The sequence below is a fragment of the Caenimonas sp. SL110 genome, assembly GCF_001044395.1.
Taxonomy (GTDB): Bacteria; Pseudomonadota; Gammaproteobacteria; order Burkholderiales; family Burkholderiaceae_C; genus Ramlibacter.
The window spans coordinates 141,857-158,597 of the sequence record NZ_JANU01000016.1; the positions used below are offsets into that span (position 1 = coordinate 141,857).

Consider the following 16,741-nt stretch of genomic DNA (forward strand, 5'->3'; position numbering starts at 1 on the left):
TTGGCGTTAGTGGAGGTGCCGGGGACGGCGCCCACCGCCGTGGCCGCCTGGATTGCCGCCGCCCGAGCCGCGCGGGGGCTTGCCCAGCTCCAGCGAATTCACCAGGGCATCGAAGCGCTGGCTGAAGAGCTTGTCGATCTCTGCGACGACGCCGCCGAGCTCGGCGCCATCGAAGTGGCGCTCCATGAGGTTCACCACATCTTCGACCAGCAGGTCACGCTGCACCTGCATGATGGCCGCTGGGGTCGGGCCCACGAACAGCATCACGAAGTCGTCGCGCGATTCGCCTTCAGGCGAATCTTCTTCGTCGTCGAAGTCGGCGTCGTAGAAGGTGATCTCGACGGCAGCGCCCTGCTCGGCCAGCTCGTTGAGGTTCATGCACATCTCGTCGAGCGACTGCCGAAAATCTTCATCGCCGGGGACGGTCCAGCACATGCGCAGCAGGTGCTCGGCTGCGTCGAACTTGATGCCCGGCTCTTCTTCGTAGGAGCTGGTCGCCCCATCGGCGAGCGACTTGGCGCCGGCGTATTTCCAGATGGGCTTGAGCGCGTCCTGCAACTGTGCGTAGGTCACGTCCGCGCGCAACGGCACATCGCCGTGGACGTGGATTTCAAAGGGTGCGTTGTAGCGGGACATGGGGCGATTGTGCCACCGCGCAAAGCCGGCTTGCGCGCATTGCAACGCTTACATCCAGCCGAAATTGGCCGCAGTGACCGTGCCCTCGACGCCCGTCAGCAAGGCCAGCTGGACGGCTGCTGCAGGACCGGTTCCATCGGCATCGTACTTGAGCACTCCGGTGGCCGGGTCGTAGAGTATCCGGTCCCCGGGTTCCAGCGCATCCGGCCCCAGGACCAGGGAGTTCACAAACCATTGCCCGGGCGCACTCCTGGGGATGTTGTATTGCAGACGGCTGAACTCGATGACGTCCTGGGACGCGTCAAACGACTCAATAGTGTCAAATACACCGGCGACGTTCTTGACGTCCATGATGAACCTGTCTGCGCCGTTACCGCCGATCAGCACATCGGAACCCGGCCCGCCGTACAGCGAGTCGTTGCCGTCCCCACCCACCAGCGTGTCGTTGCCGTCCTTGCCCTTGAGCGCATTGGCCATCGCATTGCCGACCACCAGGTTGTCAAGGTTGTTGCCCGTGCCCGACCGGGCCGCGCCGACCAGGATCAGGTCCTCGACGAAAGCCGCACCATCGAGTGTGAAGTCGGTGCTTGCGATGACCGTGTCGTGGCCTCCACCGAGGTATTCCGTTGGCTTGTCGGACCTTTCGCCAACCAGATAGTGGTCGTCACCATCGCCCCCGATCAGCTTGTCCCCGGATTTGTCGCCAAACAGCCAGTCATCGCCTGCACCGCCGTCCAGCACGTCCTTGTAGATCGAGCCGATCAGGTACTCGTCCTCGTCGCTGCCAGCCAGCCTACCGCCCGTCCTGGCCACCCGCAGGACCAGCAGGTCGTCGGGCGGCACCGTGCCGTACATGACCTCGCTCACGCTGGAGATCACTTCCTCGTGGGCGCCCCAGCCGTCGGTGTAGGAAGCAACCACGCGAATGTAGAGGTCTTGCTGAGCCGCGCCCAGTGTCAGCGCGCTGCCTGTCCCTGCGCTGATGTCGGCCCATCCGTCCATGCCATTGACTGACTGCTGCCACTGCAGGGCGATAGCGCCCATTCCATCCTCGTCGGTGATGCTGGTCACCGCATTGACAGTGGAACCCGGCGCGACCACTCCACGGATCGTCACGCCGCCCACCGGTTCATCGTTCGCGTTCGCAATGGGCCCGGCTGCGGTACTCGCGAACACTTCGGCAGTGCCGTGGCCGTCTGTGTATCGAACCTCGAACGAGACTGTCTTGTCCACCTGCGCCTGCCCCGGCGTGAAGATCGATCCGGTGGCGCCTTCGATTTCCTCGCCACCGGCCATCCATTGCACGGTCAGGTCGGCATCGGAGAATCCATCGACATCGGTGAAGCTGAAAACCGCATGAAGGTCCTCGCCCTGCACGAGCGGGTTGGCAACAGAGGCCGTACCGGTGGGCAACTGGTTGACGTTGAGGACCGGGCCTTCGTCGTCCGAGGAATAGATGGCTTCTTCGGCGCCGAAGTCGTCGGAGAAGGTCACCCGCACGGACATGTATGCGTCCACGTCGTCGTCAGTCAGGGTGTACGAGGTGCCAGTGGCGCCTTCGATGTCTGAGCCATCGCGCATCCACTGGTAGTTCAGCCCACCGGCGTCGAAGCCGTCTTCGTCTGTGACGTGCTGAACGGCATGGAGCGTCTCGCCCTCTTTGGCCAGGCCGCTGATACCGATGTAGCCTTGGGCGTCATCGTTGACGTTTTCGACTGTAGCGTCCGGCAACACGAACCCCAGCACCGACTCATGATTGCCCAGGTCATCGTCGAAGCTGATCTCCACGCGAATGAACTTGCCGACTTCATTTTGCGTGAGCGTGACGCTGTCGCTGTATGCGCCGGCAATCTCCACACCATCGGCCAGCCACCTGAAGCTGTAGACCGCGCCGGTGAGGCCGTCGGCATCGCTGAATCCGAAGTCGGTCAGGGTCAGGGTGCCATCTTCGACCAGGTCACCGACCACCGTCGAGAATCCGCTGGGCGGGTGGTTCGGCATTCCGATCTCGGTCGGGGCGCTGGTGACGGTTTCATCCTCGCCAAAGTCGTCCTGGTAGCTCGCAACCACCTTGATTGCGGCGCCGGTATGAGCGCTTGTCAGCAGGAATGTCGATGTGATCGCACCGTCGATCACGACGTCATCCGAGAGCCACTGGAAGGTCACTTCGCCCGGGTCGAAGCCATCTTCGTCGCTGAACTGGATGACCGCCGTGAGCGTCGAGCCCGCCGACGGGATTCCAATGATTCCGAGCTGGCCATCGGGCAGGTCATTCACGTTGTGCACGGCATCGCGCGGCACTTGGCTCGAAACACTCTCAGGGGTGCCATGGCCGTCGATATAGCTCACCGTCACGGACAGCTGCTGGCCGACCTGGGCCTGGCCGGGCGTGAACGACGCTTCAGTGGCTCCGTCGATCGGTTCTGCGCCTGCGTACCACTGGTAGCTGAGCGGGCCCAGGCCATCATCGTCGCCGAGCGAACCTGTTTCAGCGTAGAGCGTCTCGCCTTCCGAATCGGCGAAGTCGAACGCGTCGGTGCCGCTGATCGTGACGGTACCGGTCAGGGGGTCATTGGTGTTGTCCACCCAGGCCGAGTCGCTGCTCGTGACCGACTCGGACGTACCGAACCCATCGACGTAATCGACGCGGACCGTGATGAGGGTGCCAACCTGGGCTTCGGTAACGGTAAAGGTGGCGTCAGTCGCGCCCGCAATCTCAGCGCCATCGGCCAGCCATTGATAGTAGATAGTGCCCAGACCGTCGAGGTCATCGAGTGCATCGACGCTCGCCGTCAGCAGGTCGCCCTGCTCCACGTGGCCGGCGACGATCGTGGTGAAACCTGGATAGCCTGCAGGGGCGTCGTTCTGGTTCTGGACTTCGACCGAATCGGTGCTCCAGAACGACTCGGCTGCACCATCGCTGTCGGTGTAGGTCGCCCTCAGCGAAATGGTCGCACCGATCAGGGAGGCATCCAGGGAGACGTTGTCACCGGTGCCCAGCAAATCGGAGCCTGCATACCATTCGAACGACACGTTGGACTCGTCATAGCCATCCGAGTCGTCGATCCACAGGTTGGAGGCGTAGAGCGTCGAGTATTCCGTGGCCTCGCCAGCAAAGGTGATGTCGACGGTGCCATCTCCCGCATGGTTGGGGCCGATCGCGATCACAACGGGCGGGCTGGTGATCCGCTCAAGGTTGCCGTAGTTGTCGGTGAACGAGACCTCGACGGTCAACTCGCCTTCGTCCATGCGTTCGGTGGGCACGTACGAATCCCCGGTCGCGCCTTCTATCAACAGTCCGTCCAAGTACCAGGAATAGCCGAGCGTGGTCCAGTCGGGTCCGTCTTCATCGTCAAGGCCCGTGCTTCCGGCCCAGACCGTGAGGCCTTCCTGGACGACGCCATCGACGCTGGCCGAGCCCGTCGCGTCATCATTCAGATTGGTGACGGCTTCGGACGGAGAGCTCAGGACATAGGCGTCTTCGCCGTTCCCGTCGCGGTAGTAGGCCTGCGCCGTAATGACCCGGCCCACTTGCGACTGGGACAGCATGACCCACTCCCACTCGGCGCTGGTTGAGGTGAACCACTCTCCGTCAGCGTACCAGTCGATGTAGTCGATGCTCGCGACCCCATCTGGGTCGCTCACATCCGCCGATAGTTGACCGTCCTCTTCGAACAAGCCAGAAATTGAAATACTGCCGAGTGCCATAAGCGCTCCTTCGCATTTGCGTAACAATCTGTAGAGAATGTCAGCGAAGGTGAAGCTATGCAAGAGGATTTGCAGCGCCGAATGGCGTACGCCAGGCCGTGGAACCTGGTTGGCTGCCTGCGGATTGGTGCCTCGAGCCGGGGTCGAACCGGCACGCCCGTTTTCACGAAGCGGCGGATTTTAAGTCCGCTGTGTCTACCAATTTCACCATCGAGGCTGGCGGGATTTCCGCACTGATTGTGATCGCGATTGCAGCGCGTCCCAACAAAAAAGCCCCGACGAACTCGCCGGGGCTTCTGGACATTCTGGAGGCGCGCACCGGAGTCGAACCGATCTAGAAGGATTTGCAATCCTCTGCCTAACCGCTTGGCTAGCGCGCCGTGTTCATCACGACCTGCCGCCGTGTTCATCACGGCTTGCATCACACAGAAAAAAGGGAAGCATCAGCTTCCCTTTTTCGAAAATATGGAGCGGGAAAAGAGTCTCGAACTCTCGACCTCAACCTTGGCAAGGTTGCGCTCTACCAACTGAGCTATTCCCGCATTTCGAGCCTCGAATTATAGCGCACTTTTTTGCGCCATCTCAAGGTTCGCAATCAACTTTCTAATGCTTCACGGATCCCGGTGTTTGAACCGCCGGCGCGCCCTCGGTCACAGGTGCAATCGGAGCCGCAACTGCGACTGCCGGCTCATCATCCGGCAACGGCGTCGGCATGCGCTCGAGCGCAACTTCCAGCACCTTGTCGATCCACTTGACCGGCACGATCTCCAGCCCGTTCTTCACGTTCTCTGGAATCTCCTGCAGGTCCTTGGTGTTCTCTTCAGGGATCAACACCGTCTTGATGCCGCCACGAAGTGCAGCCAGCAGCTTTTCCTTGAGGCCGCCGATAGCAGTGACTTCGCCGCGCAGCGTGATCTCGCCTGTCATGGCGACATCGGCCCGCACCGGAATGCCGGTGAGCGCGGAAACAAGAGCCGTGGTCATTGCCGCGCCGGCGCTCGGGCCGTCCTTGGGGGTCGCGCCATCGGGCACGTGGATGTGGATGTCCTTCTTTTCGAAGACGTCATCCGCGATTCCGAGCCGGCGCGCACGGCTGCGCACCACCGACCTGGCTGCGGCGACCGATTCCTTCATCACGTCGCCCAGCGAACCCGTGGTGGTCGCCACGCCCTTGCCGGGCATGACCGCCGCCTCAATGGTCAGCAGGTCGCCGCCGACTTCAGTCCACGCCAGGCCGACGACCTGGCCCACCTGGTTCTGCGCTTCCGCACGACCGTAGCTGAACTTGCGCACGCCCAGGAAGTCGTTGAGGTTCTCGGCATTGACCGTCACAAGCGGCGTGTACGTCTTGAGCAGCAAGCCCTTGACGACCTTGCGGCAGATCTTGCCGAGATCGCGCTCAAGCGAACGCACACCGGCTTCGCGGGTGTAGTAGCGAATGATGTCGCGCACTGCATCTTCCGTGACGAGCAGCTCGGTGTCTTTCACGCCGTTGTTGGCCATCTGTTTGGGCAACAGATAGGTCAGCGCGATGTTGGTCTTTTCGTCTTCGGTGTAACCCGACAGGCGAATGACTTCCATCCGGTCCAGCAGGGCCGGAGGGATGTTCATCGAATTGGACGTGGCCACGAACATCACGTCAGACAGGTCGAAATCAACCTCGACGTAGTGATCGCCAAACTTGTGGTTCTGCTCGGGGTCTAGCACTTCGAGCAGCGCGCTCGACGGGTCGCCACGGAAATCCGTGCCGAGCTTGTCGATCTCGTCCAGCAGGAACAGCGGATTGCGCGTGCCGGCCTTGTTCAGGTTCGACAGCACCTTGCCCGGCAACGCGCCGATGTAGGTACGGCGATGGCCGCGAATCTCGGCTTCGTCGCGCATGCCGCCCAGGGCCATGCGCACGTACTTGCGACCCGTGGCCTTGGCGATCGACTGGCCGAGGGACGTCTTGCCCACACCCGGAGGGCCGACCAGGCACAGGATGGGTGCCTTCACCTTGTCCACACGTTGCTGGACCGCGAGATATTCGAGGATGCGGTCCTTGACCTTGTCCAGGCCGTAATGGTCTTCGTTGAGGACCTTTTCGGCGAGCGCCAGGTCATGCTTGATCTTGGTCTTCTTGGCCCACGGCAGGCCGGTGAGCACCTCGATGTAGTTGCGCACCACGGTGGCTTCAGCCGACATCGGCGACATCAGCTTGAGCTTCTTGAGCTCGCCGTCGGCCTTCTTGCGCGCTTCCTTGGGCATCTTGGCGAGCTTGATCTTTTTCTCGATCTCCTCGATGTCCGCGCCCTCTTCGCCTTCGCCCAGTTCCTTCTGGATGGCCTTGACCTGCTCGTTCAGGTAGAAGTCGCGCTGGTTCTTTTCCATCTGGCGCTTCACGCGGCCGCGAATTTTCTTGTCGACATTCAGGATGTCGACTTCGCGTTCGATCTGCTCGAACAGGTTCTCAAGACGCAGCTTCACATCAGACAGGTCGAGCACGATCTGCTTGTTGTCGAGCTTGAGCGGCAGGTGCGCCGCAATGGTGTCTGCCAGGCGACCCGGGTCATCAATGCTGGAGATCGACGTCAGGATCTCGGGTGGGATCTTCTTGTTCAGCTTGACGTACTGGTCGAACTGCTGCATCACGGCACGGCGCAGGGCCTCGACTTCGCTGGACTTCGGATCCTTCGCATCGCGCTCGGCGATTTCAACTGGCGTGACATTGGCGGTGAAGTGCGCTTCGCCATCTTCGATGTGGTTCACCACGGCGCGCTGCTGGCCCTCTACCAGCACCTTCACGGTGCCGTCAGGCAGCTTGAGCATCTGCAAGATGGTGGAGACACAACCGACCTCGAACATGTCGGAGACCAGCGGCTCATCTTTTGCAGCGGCTTTTTGCGCCACCAGCATGATGCGGCGCTCGGCCTCCATCGCAGCTTCCAGCGCCTTGATGCTCTTGGGCCGTCCAACGAAAAGCGGGATGACCATGTGCGGAAAGACCACGACGTCGCGCAGCGGAAGCAGCGGCAGGTCGATGGCAATCGGTGGCAGTGGAGTGTGGCCGGACATTGGAATCCTTTATGGGAGCTACCCCTCCAATATGGAACGGGTACGCTCGTTTTCAACCCAGGCCGATCAGGCCTTTTTGGCCGCTTCGCGGTAAACCAGCAACGGAGGCTTGCCCTCATCGATGGTCGACTCGTCGACGACCACCTTGTCGACGTTCGTGGCATTGGGCAACTCGAACATCGTATCGATGAGCGACTGCTCCAGGATGGATCGCAGGCCCCGGGCACCCGTCTTTCGCGCAAGCGCCTTGCGTGCGATGGCGCGAAGCGCGTTGGGCCGAATTTCCAGGTCCACGCCTTCCATCGCCAGGAGCTTGCCGTACTGCTTGACCAGCGCATTCTTGGGCTCGGTCAGGATCTGGATCATCGCGTCTTCGGACAGCTCCGACAGCGTCGCAACGACCGGCATGCGCCCCACCAGTTCAGGAATCAGGCCGAACTTGATCAGGTCTTCCGGCTCGACTTCGCGGAACACGTCCGTGAGGCTGCGCTGCGCCTTGCTCTTGACCGACGCGCCAAAGCCGATGCCGGACGCCTCGGTGCGTTGCTCGATGACTTTTTCAAGGCCCGAGAACGCACCACCGCAAATGAACAGGATGTTGGTCGTGTCGATCTGCAGGAAATCCTGGTTGGGGTGCTTGCGCCCGCCTTGCGGCGGCACGCTGGCCATCGTGCCTTCGATGAGCTTGAGCAGCGCCTGCTGCACGCCTTCGCCGGACACATCGCGCGTGATCGACGGGTTGTCCGACTTGCGAGAGATCTTGTCGATTTCGTCGATGTAGACGATGCCCCGCTGCGCCCGCTCAACCTCGTAGTTGCAGCTTTGCAGCAGCTTCTGGATGATGTTCTCGACGTCTTCGCCGACGTAGCCGGCCTCCGTCAGGGTCGTTGCATCGGCCATGACGAAAGGCACGTCGAGCATGCGCGCCAGTGTCTGGGCCAGCAGGGTCTTGCCCGAGCCGGTGGGACCGATCAAGAGGATGTTGCTCTTGGTGAGCTCGACATCGTCCTTCTTGGCCTTTTCCTTGTGGCGCAGGCGCTTGTAATGGTTGTAGACCGCGACTGAAAGCCCACGCTTGGCCGGCTCCTGGCCGATCACGTAGTTGTCGAGGTTGGCCTTGATCTCGGCGGGTGTCGGCAGGTCGGTGCGCTGCTCACGTGCCTCATCGCCCGCAGGCAACTCATCACGGATGATCTCGTTGCACAGGTCAATGCATTCGTCGCAGATGAAAACGGAAGGCCCGGCGATCAGCTTCTTCACCTCATGCTGGCTTTTGCCGCAGAAGGAGCAGTAGAGGGTTTTCTCGCTGGATGAGCCTTTTTTGTCGGCCATTGGGACTTGCCTTATATGGAGATTCAATGATACCGAAATAAAAACGGCGCCCTCCCCGTGACGGGAGGCGCCGTTGCTGAGCTGCAACCGCCCAACGCGACTGGTCGCGCGGCGTCAGGGCGCTCAGGCGCGCTTGGCAAGCACCTGGTCCACCAGGCCATACGCCTTGGCTTCCTCGGCATCGAGGAAGTAGTCACGCTCGGTGTCGCGCTCGACTTTTTCGATCGGCTGGCCCGTACGCTCGGCAAGGATGCGATTCATCACCGCCTTGGTCTTGAGAATGTCCTTGGCATGGATCTCGATATCGGTCGCCTGGCCGGACGCGCCGCCCAGGACCTGATGGATCATGACCTTGGAATTGGGAAGCGCAAAACGCTTGCCCTTTTCGCCCGCAGCCAACAAAAACGCGCCCATGCTGGCTGCCATGCCGGTGCACAGCGTCGAGACCTGCGGCTTGATGAAATTCATCGTGTCGTAGATCGCCATGCCGGCGCTCACGCTGCCACCGGGGCTGTTGATGTAGAAGTGAATGTCCTTGTCCGGGTTCTCGCTCTCCAGGAACAGGAGCTGCGCCACCACAAGGTTGGCCGTCTGGTCGTTGACCGGGCCCACCAGGAAAATCACACGTTCGCGAAGCAGGCGCGAATAGATGTCATACGACCGCTCGCCGCGGCCGGATTGCTCGATGACCATCGGCACCATGCCGAGGGCCTGGGTATCAAGTGCGCTCATTGGGAATTGACTTTCGCTTTCGGTTCGTCAGGAGGATTACTGTATTCCAAAAGCACATGGGGACTGCCAGACCTTTGACAAGCCCCGAAAAGCTGTCATGCCGGGGTTGACCCGGCATCCACCGCGCAGCGGCCCCGACATCGAATACATGCATTGCGGGTCGAGCCCGCAATGACCAGCTTCGATTACTGCTGCGCCATCAGGTCGTCGAAAGACACCGTCTTGTCGACAACCTTGGCCTTGCCGAGCACAAACTCGGTGACGTTGTTCTCGATGACGATGGCTTCCACTTCGGCCAGGCGGCGGTTGTCGCCGTAGTACCAGCGGACCACTTCAGCAGGCTTTTCGTAGCTGGCCGACAGCTCTTCCACATGCTGCTTGATCTGCTCGGGCTTGGCCTGCAGTTCGTTGGAGCGAACCAGCTCGGCAACGACCAGGCCCAGGCGGACACGGCGCTCGGCCTGCGGGCGAAACATTTCTTCGGGGACGGGCACCTTGTCGGCGTCCTTGATGCCGCGCTGCTTCAGGTCGGCGCGGGCGCTTTCGATCATGCGATCGACTTCGGCCTGCACGCTGGACTTGGGCAAGTCCAGCTCGGCCTTGCTCACGAGCGCGTCCATGACAGCGGTCTTGTTACGGGCGAGCAGGCGGAACTTCACTTCGCGCTCGAGGTTCTTGCGGATGTCGGCGCGCAGGCCTTCAACCGTTGCATCGGCAATGCCGAGCGACTTGGCCAGCGCCTCGTTCACTTCGGGCAGGTGCGCAGCTTCGAGCTTCTTGACGGTGACCATGAAGTCGGCCTGCTTGCCGGCAACGTCCTTGCCGTGATAGTCCTCGGGGAAAGCCAGCGGGAACGTCTTGCTTTCGCCAGTCTTCAGGCCGCTAACGGCTTCTTCGAATTCCTTGAGCATCTGGCCATCGCCGACGATGAACTGGAAGTCTTCTGCCTTGCCACCGGAGAACGGCTCGCCGTCGATCTTGCCTTCGAAGTCGACGGTGACGCGATCGCCTGCTTCGGCGCCGGCATCCTGCGCGCGCTGCGAGAACGTGCGGCGCTGCTTGCGCAGAATGTCCAGGGTCTTGTCGATGGCAGCTTCGGTGACTTCGGTCTGCAGCTTTTCGACCTCGGCCGTGGCCAGGTCACCAATGACGACTTCAGGAAAGACTTCAAAAATGGCATCGAAAGCGAGCTGGCCTTCAGGCGACTGCTCGGCTTCGGTGATCTTGGGCTGGCCCGCAACGCGAAGCTTGGCTTCGTTGGCGGCAACGGCAAACGCCTCGCCGACCTTGTCATTCATGACTTCGTAGTGAACGGAGTAACCATAACGCTGCGTCACAACGGTCATGGGCACCTTGCCTGGGCGGAAGCCGTCCATCTTGACGGTGCGCGCCAGGCGCTTGAGGCGGCTATCGACTTCCGACTGGATGACGTTGACGGGCAGCGTCAGCGTGATCTTGCGTTCGAGTTTGTCCAGGGTTTCCACGTTCACGGCCATGATGAGTCTCTCTTGCAGGAATTCGGGGGGTGCGCAGCCCTCAACGGCCCGCGCGACAAAGCTCTCGATTCTAACTGAGCGCTCCGGGACGCACGGCAATCGCCTCGGCCCTGTAGCGGCGCTTGCCCACGGGCGTGCCCAGATTGCTGGGCGACGGGATGGGCTCATGAATATCGATGCTTCGCAGCTCGAACCCGGCCTGCGCCAACGTATCGACAAAGACCTGCCGGGTCAGCGCAGGCGCCCTGCGTCCCGAGACCGACCATGCGGCTGCGGCCCGCGCGCCCAGCTCGGTCGCCTCCTGATGAGGCCAGCCGGCATGCACAGCAGCAGCGACCAGGGCGCTGCGCCGCTCTTCAATGGACACTGGATCGGCGATCCGCGTCCACTCGGCGTCGTTCGGTGCCAACGGCGTGGACATAACCATCACACCACCCGGCGCCAGCACCCTGCCCCATGCGCCCAGCAGCAGCGTGCGCTGCACCCCGTCAAAAAAGTGCAGGAACGAATGCCACACGATCGCGTCGAACGGGCCGCCATCGATTTGCGTGGCATCCATGCAGCGAACCTCGCCCTCGATACCGAGTTCGCGCAGGAGCATTCGGTTCTGCTCGCACGACGTCTCGCAGCGATCAACGAATGTGATGTGAGGCTGCACGCCAACGGCAAGATAGCTGTGCGCAACCATGGCTGTCACTCCGGCATCGGCGCCGCCAGACACCAGCACACGCGTCTTGCCCGCCAGCGCAAGCGCTCCAAGTTCGCGCCGGAAGAATTCCACGCCCGCCGGCAGAGCACCGCCCAGCTGCAGCAGGCGGACCATGCTCCAGGTCTGGTGGTAATCAACACAGCCGTCCTCGGGCCGGCACAGCGACCTCGCGTTTTCCCAGCTGAAGCGGGCCAGTTGCTCCAGCGGCTCGATGTGCGCCACTGGCTTGTTGTCTTGATCTGTCGTTATTGCCATAACCATCCCTGCGGCAGCGCTACATCGGCCACCTCGTTGACGAACCAGAAGATCAGCGCCGCGTAGACAGCGCTGAGGGCTGCGGCGACAGCCAGCGATTTCGCGCCGGGGCGCCCCGCCCGAAACGCGTGCCATGCAAACACGGTGAGCGCTATGCCCGCGACCAGGCCCGTCGCCCAGACGAGCACCGGCAGCGCAGCGACTATCCATAGCGGGAGCCGATGCGCAGGCGGTGGCGCCAGCGGCGTCCACCAGAAGCCGGTTGGGGCGGCTGCCTTGCGTTGCATGACTGCTCGCATCAGCACAGCAGCCACCAGCAGGAACGCGCCTGCCGCCACCGACTTGGCATATCCCGTGTACGAGGCGCCGCCTGCCAGTGCAATCGCCAGCAGTGAGCCCGCCACAACGATGACCATCGCACCCAGAGGCAAATCAGCATCGGGCGCCTTGCCCGCCCTGTCCGCCTTGCGCCCGGACGTACGGTTCCTGCGCATCCACAGCAGCGACAGGACGATCAGCACGCCCAGCACCAGGGCGGCAGGACGCTCCAGCGGCTGTACCCGGCCCAGTTCCACAAGCTGCACGGTCAATGTCAGGTTGGTTTCGATCAGGCTGCCGAGGATGAACGCGATAACGAATGGAGCCCGGGGCCAGTCGTGGCGCCGCCAGAAATACGCCGCGATGCCAAAGCCCGCCGCCGTGTACAGATCGAACAGCTGGCCATTGACCTGGACCACGGTCACGAGACCCGCGATCAGGCACGGCAATGCGATGAGGTCGATTCGAAGATCGCGCAGCCGCGCCAGCCACGGCGTGAGCGCGACGCCGACGATCGAGGTCAGGATGTTGGAAAACAGCAGCGCGAAGATCAATGTGAAGGTCAGGGGAAGCTGCGTGGTGAGCATGGGGATGCCCGGCACGATGCCGTGAATCGCAAACAGTGCAATCAGCGCGACGCCCGCCTCGCTGCCCGGCAACCCGAATGCCAGCGCCGGCAGGAGCGAGCCGCCATCCTTCGCATCGATGGCCGCCTCCGGTGCGATGACTCCGCGTATATCGCCCTGGCCGAAAGACGACTTGTCGCGCGCGCCTTGCGCCGCATGCCCGTATGCAACGAACCCCGCCACCGTGCCGCCTACACCCGGAATCATTCCCACCAGCGTGCCGATGGCCGAGCATCGCAGCGTGAGGCCCCAATGCTGGAACACCGCGCGGATGCCCTTGCGGGTCGAGTCTTGCGGCGAGGCAGTCGCGGGTCCGGCCTTTTCGAGATGCACCTTGCGCATCCACTCGACCAGCTCGGCAAACGTGAACAGGCCCAGCATCACCGCCACGATGTTGAACCCCTGCGACATGGCAGGCAGCCCGAAATCCCAGCGCGGCTGTCCGCTGGCCGGATCGACTCCGACCGAAGCTGCAAGAAGCCCGAGCGCAGTCATCGCTGCGGCTTTCAATCGGGACGAGCTGGGAATCGCGATGATGGTGACCAGACCCCACAGGCCGACCAGCAGGCGTTCGAGCGGGCCGAACTGCAAGAGCAACGGCTGCACCGCCGGCAACACCGCCAGCAGCACGAGCACACCAAACAACGAGCCAACGGCCGAAGCCGTCGCGGCACATGCAATCGCCGTCCGTGCGAGACCCTGCCGGGCCATCGGGTGACCGTCGAGCAGCGTGGGCGTGCTCGACACATTGCCGGGGATGTTGAAGAGGATCGCGGTGATCGAACCCATGAAGGTCGCGCCGCCAGTCAACGCACCGAACATGAGCAGCGCCGACACCGGGTCCCAGCTCATCGTCGCAACGAGCACGAGGACCGCGAGGCTCGCATTGCCGATGCCGGGCAGGAACGACGTGACCATGGCCAGCAGCGTTCCGGCAACCGGGATCAGGATGCCCGGCCACGAAAACACATTGCCGGCACCGGCAAGAAATGCCTCGGACCAGCTCACGGCTTCGACGGGGCGGCCCGTGTCATGAGGCGGGACCGGCCTTGGCGGCGAGTTGCTTGAGCAGCGGCAGGTTGCGCGCGACCGCCGCTTCGATGCGGCCGAGTTGATCGCGCACGACAGGCGCACGCGTCGGCTCCAGTGCCTGCCCTTGCCTTGCAGCCGCTTCGCGCAGCGCGTTGCCATGCAGCGCGCGTTCTAAGGTTTGCTCCAGGCAGGCACGAACCGCGGGGGGTGCCTTTTTAGCGACGGCAATGGTGCGCTCGGATGCAGAAAGTTCTGCCGCAAGTCCGGCCAGTTCCAGCCGGGTGCGTCGGGCGGCCGCGTCGAGCTGGCGGCTTCGCTGCGCGACCAGTCCATCCGGCCCGGCCAGGTGTGGCACACCGGCAAAGGCGGGATGCGACTTCGAGGAAAGCACCAGGATCGGCCGGGTACCCGGCGAGCTGGACACAAGCCGGGAGACCGTGTCGTGCGAGCCATCGACCACATCGACGTCGCCGCGCAGCAGCGCAAGCCAGCGATCGGACATGCCCTGGAAACCGCGCACGACCTGCACCTCGCGCCCGAGCAGCATGGCCGGCAGCAGCACGCGGGGCACGATACCGGTCGCCATGCCCGCAGTCAGCGCACCGGACCCATCGAGCGATGCGCCGCCTTCGAGCGAGGCCCAGACGCCATGGGTTGTTCCCACCGAACCGAGCACAGTGAAGTCGGAAGCGGGTGGCAATGTGCTGTCGGTCAGGCGTGCCACGATCACGTCCCTCAAGTCGAACACGCCCAGTGTCAGGCTGTCGGCCGGCGCAGCCGCAACCGCCCTCACCCCGATCATTCCATTGGCACCGGGCATGTTGGCGACCGACACGCGCGCACCCGTCTGCTCCTGCAGGACAGGCGCGAGCATTCGCGCATACGCGTCGTAGCCGCCGCCCGGCTTGAAAGGCACGACCAGCGTGATCTTCTTGCGCGCGAAGACAGCGGTGCACTCGGCAGCGCTGACGGGCGTGACAGCGCCCATCGTTGCAAACGAAGCGATCACCATTGCCAGCAATCCACGCCGGATGGAACTACTCATGACACTCCTTGAACCTGGGTCTTGATGTGACGACGGGCCATCGCCATCAGCGCGCGCAGCCGCTTGCCTTGCGCACTTTGCGGATCGAACGGCTCTGCACTTTCGATACTGTCCCACAGGTCGAGCGGCAAGCCCTTGCGCTCGAGGTCGCCCAGGCTCATCAGGCAGGTTGCTGCGGTCACATCGGTGCGCCTGAGCAGCGCCAGGGTCGCAGCGAAACCATTGGCAAATTGCAAGGTGCTTCGCTGGCCGTTGATCCACAGGCCGAATCGGCTCGACACCGAAGTAGTGGGCGCCTGGCTCGCCAGGGCCCGAACGGCTGCCATTTCACGCGCGTCGTCATCGGCAACGATCAGCAGTCGCGCCGGAATGCGGCTGCAGGGCCCGACCATTTCGGACACCACGCGGTCCCAGAGTTCGGGCTCCTTGCGTGCGCCCATCTGGGGCTTGGCATTCACTTCGCAGATCAGGCCGCCAACCTCCAGCCAGCTCGAGGCGATGTCCGTGGTGATGAGGTCCACACCCGCAAAATCCAGCCGCATCAACCGGGCCGCATCCCGTGCCAGTTGCAGGTTGGCCGGATGAACGTCGCCGAGCGGGATGGTCTCCGAGGAGCCACCCGCATTCATGTTGTCGCGCCGCCGCAGGCGCACATACGCGCCGGCCGCAGGAACGTGGGACGCCTGCAGCCCTTCCTGCTCCAGCAGGCCAATCGCTTCTTCGTCGAGCGCAAGCTTCGCCTCGCCATGACGCCGCTGCGAGCGCCTGTGCAACTCGGTCTGCTGCGCCAGCGTGACCAGCTCGGCCACATTTCGAATGCCGTCACCGGTCACGCCACCGGCGATGCGCCGCGACACGCGGATCACCTCGCCCTGGAACACAGTCAACCGGTGCGTCAGGCCGGGCGCAAATTTTTCGACCAGCACGTTCGCCGACACCGCACGCGCGGCTTCCCACGCACCCCGTACCGCGTGATCGTCGCGAAGATCAGCCGAGACACCGACGCCCCGGTCCTCATCAGCCGGCTTGACCACCACCGGATACCCCAGTTGCGCTGCGCATTCGACGGCCTCTTGCGGCGTGCCGACCAGCTTGTGTTCACCGCCGGGCAAGCCCCCGGCTCGCAGCACGCGTGCCGTGTGGTGCTTGAGCTTGGCAAAGCGTACGCCGATGGCAGGCGTCAGGTCCGTCAGGCTGCTTTCCATCCACCGGGCGTGGCAGCCGGTGCCCAGTTGCATCACCTCCATGTCGAAGGTCAACACAGGCACGCGCAGGCGATAGGCCGCCAGCAGGATGCAGTATTTGTTGACGCTGGGGTTGGCAAATCGCGCCAGCTGGTCGAGCACTTCCTGGCGCAGTGTATGCAGCGACGCCAGGCGTTCGCCTTGCGCACCCTGCAGCAGCCCATTGCACAGGGTGCGGGCCCACTTGAGCGCCAGTGGCGATGCCTCGAACGAAGCAGCCGGAAGGCACAAGTCGAACGACGGAGCCTGCCCCGCCTGTAGCTGTCGACGCTGCAAATGGAATGGGTTGCTGACCGGGATGCGGCCCTCGCGCTGGATCGCAGCATGAACGAATGCAAACAGCGTCAACAGGCGTTCTTCGGCTGGCTGCCCCTGTCGCGGCGCAGGCACGGGTTCATCGACGAAATCCGGCAGCGCCGCCTCCAGCCGCGGCAGCCCGTGGATGGCGCGTGCATCGAGCGACACCACGCCCACCACCGACTGCTGCAGCAGCCCATAGCCCAGGCCCCGCTTCGGACGCCAGACTTGGCCCGGCTTGAGCAGTTCGAGCACCC

10 protein-coding genes and 3 tRNA genes are annotated in these 16,741 nt (G+C 63.1%); all 13 read right to left on the reverse strand.

Annotated features, from left to right (window positions below; translation table 11 throughout):
• Positions 1-6 precede the first annotated feature (6 nt).
• Positions 7-636: a DUF6806 family protein gene (locus AQ12_RS11085; RefSeq protein WP_048439951.1), complete on the reverse strand. Its 630-nt coding sequence runs from the start codon at positions 634-636 to the stop codon at positions 7-9.
• A gap of 48 nt (positions 637-684) precedes the next feature.
• Positions 685-4,314, reverse strand: coding sequence for a calcium-binding protein (locus tag AQ12_RS11090; RefSeq protein WP_048439952.1), 3,630 nt, complete (start codon positions 4,312-4,314; stop codon positions 685-687).
• Between the two features lie 155 nt (positions 4,315-4,469).
• Positions 4,470-4,561 (reverse strand) — tRNA-Leu (locus AQ12_RS11095).
• 89 nt (positions 4,562-4,650) lie between these two features.
• Positions 4,651-4,724 (reverse strand) — tRNA-Cys (locus AQ12_RS11100).
• Between the two features lie 86 nt (positions 4,725-4,810).
• Positions 4,811-4,886, reverse strand: a tRNA-Gly gene (locus AQ12_RS11105).
• A 61-nt stretch (positions 4,887-4,947) separates the two neighbouring features.
• Positions 4,948-7,398: an endopeptidase La gene (gene lon, locus AQ12_RS11110; RefSeq protein ID WP_048439953.1), complete on the reverse strand. Its 2,451-nt coding sequence runs from the start codon at positions 7,396-7,398 to the stop codon at positions 4,948-4,950.
• A gap of 66 nt (positions 7,399-7,464) precedes the next feature.
• The gene (clpX, locus tag AQ12_RS11115) at positions 7,465-8,730 is read right to left on the reverse strand and encodes an ATP-dependent Clp protease ATP-binding subunit ClpX (RefSeq protein WP_048439954.1); all 1,266 of its coding nucleotides are present in this window, start codon (positions 8,728-8,730) and stop codon (positions 7,465-7,467) included.
• A gap of 123 nt (positions 8,731-8,853) precedes the next feature.
• The gene (gene clpP / locus AQ12_RS11120; RefSeq protein ID WP_048439955.1) at positions 8,854-9,462 is read right to left on the reverse strand and encodes an ATP-dependent Clp endopeptidase proteolytic subunit ClpP; all 609 of its coding nucleotides are present in this window, start codon (positions 9,460-9,462) and stop codon (positions 8,854-8,856) included.
• A 185-nt stretch (positions 9,463-9,647) separates the two neighbouring features.
• Positions 9,648-10,958 (reverse strand): trigger factor, encoded by a 1,311-nt coding sequence (gene tig / locus AQ12_RS11125; RefSeq protein WP_048439956.1) that lies wholly within the window; start codon positions 10,956-10,958, stop codon positions 9,648-9,650.
• A gap of 70 nt (positions 10,959-11,028) precedes the next feature.
• Positions 11,029-11,922, reverse strand: coding sequence for a class I SAM-dependent methyltransferase (locus AQ12_RS11130; RefSeq protein ID WP_161799019.1), 894 nt, complete (start codon positions 11,920-11,922; stop codon positions 11,029-11,031).
• Positions 11,913-13,874 carry a tripartite tricarboxylate transporter permease gene (locus tag AQ12_RS11135; protein ID WP_048439958.1) on the reverse strand — a complete coding sequence of 654 codons (1,962 nt, stop codon included), beginning with the start codon at positions 13,872-13,874 and terminating at the stop codon, positions 11,913-11,915. The genes AQ12_RS11130 and AQ12_RS11135 overlap by 10 nt, the downstream gene beginning before the upstream one ends.
• Before the next feature lie 22 nt (positions 13,875-13,896).
• Positions 13,897-14,943, reverse strand: a complete 1,047-nt coding sequence (locus AQ12_RS22995; RefSeq protein WP_161799020.1) for a tripartite tricarboxylate transporter substrate binding protein — start codon at positions 14,941-14,943, stop codon at positions 13,897-13,899.
• Positions 14,940-16,739, reverse strand: a complete 1,800-nt coding sequence (locus tag AQ12_RS11145; protein WP_048439959.1) for an acetate--CoA ligase family protein — start codon at positions 16,737-16,739, stop codon at positions 14,940-14,942. Before AQ12_RS11145 ends, AQ12_RS22995 begins: the two co-directional genes overlap by 4 nt.
• Positions 16,740-16,741: the final 2 nt, after the last annotated feature.

What these genes read in the sequence shown, in the direction of transcription:
- AQ12_RS11085 (WP_048439951.1), bottom strand. Translation starts at nt 636, where the DNA reads ATGTCCCGCTACAACGCACCCTTTGAAATCCACGTCCACGGCGATGTG.
- lon (WP_048439953.1), bottom strand. Translation starts at nt 7,398, where the DNA reads ATGTCCGGCCACACTCCACTGCCACCGATTGCCATCGACCTGCCGCTG.
- clpX (WP_048439954.1), bottom strand. Translation starts at nt 8,730, where the DNA reads ATGGCCGACAAAAAAGGCTCATCCAGCGAGAAAACCCTCTACTGCTCC.
- clpP (WP_048439955.1), bottom strand. Translation starts at nt 9,462, where the DNA reads ATGAGCGCACTTGATACCCAGGCCCTCGGCATGGTGCCGATGGTCATC.
- tig (WP_048439956.1), bottom strand. Translation starts at nt 10,958, where the DNA reads ATGGCCGTGAACGTGGAAACCCTGGACAAACTCGAACGCAAGATCACG.
- AQ12_RS11130 (WP_161799019.1), bottom strand. Translation starts at nt 11,922, where the DNA reads ATGGCAATAACGACAGATCAAGACAACAAGCCAGTGGCGCACATCGAG.
- AQ12_RS22995 (WP_161799020.1), bottom strand. Translation starts at nt 14,943, where the DNA reads ATGAGTAGTTCCATCCGGCGTGGATTGCTGGCAATGGTGATCGCTTCG.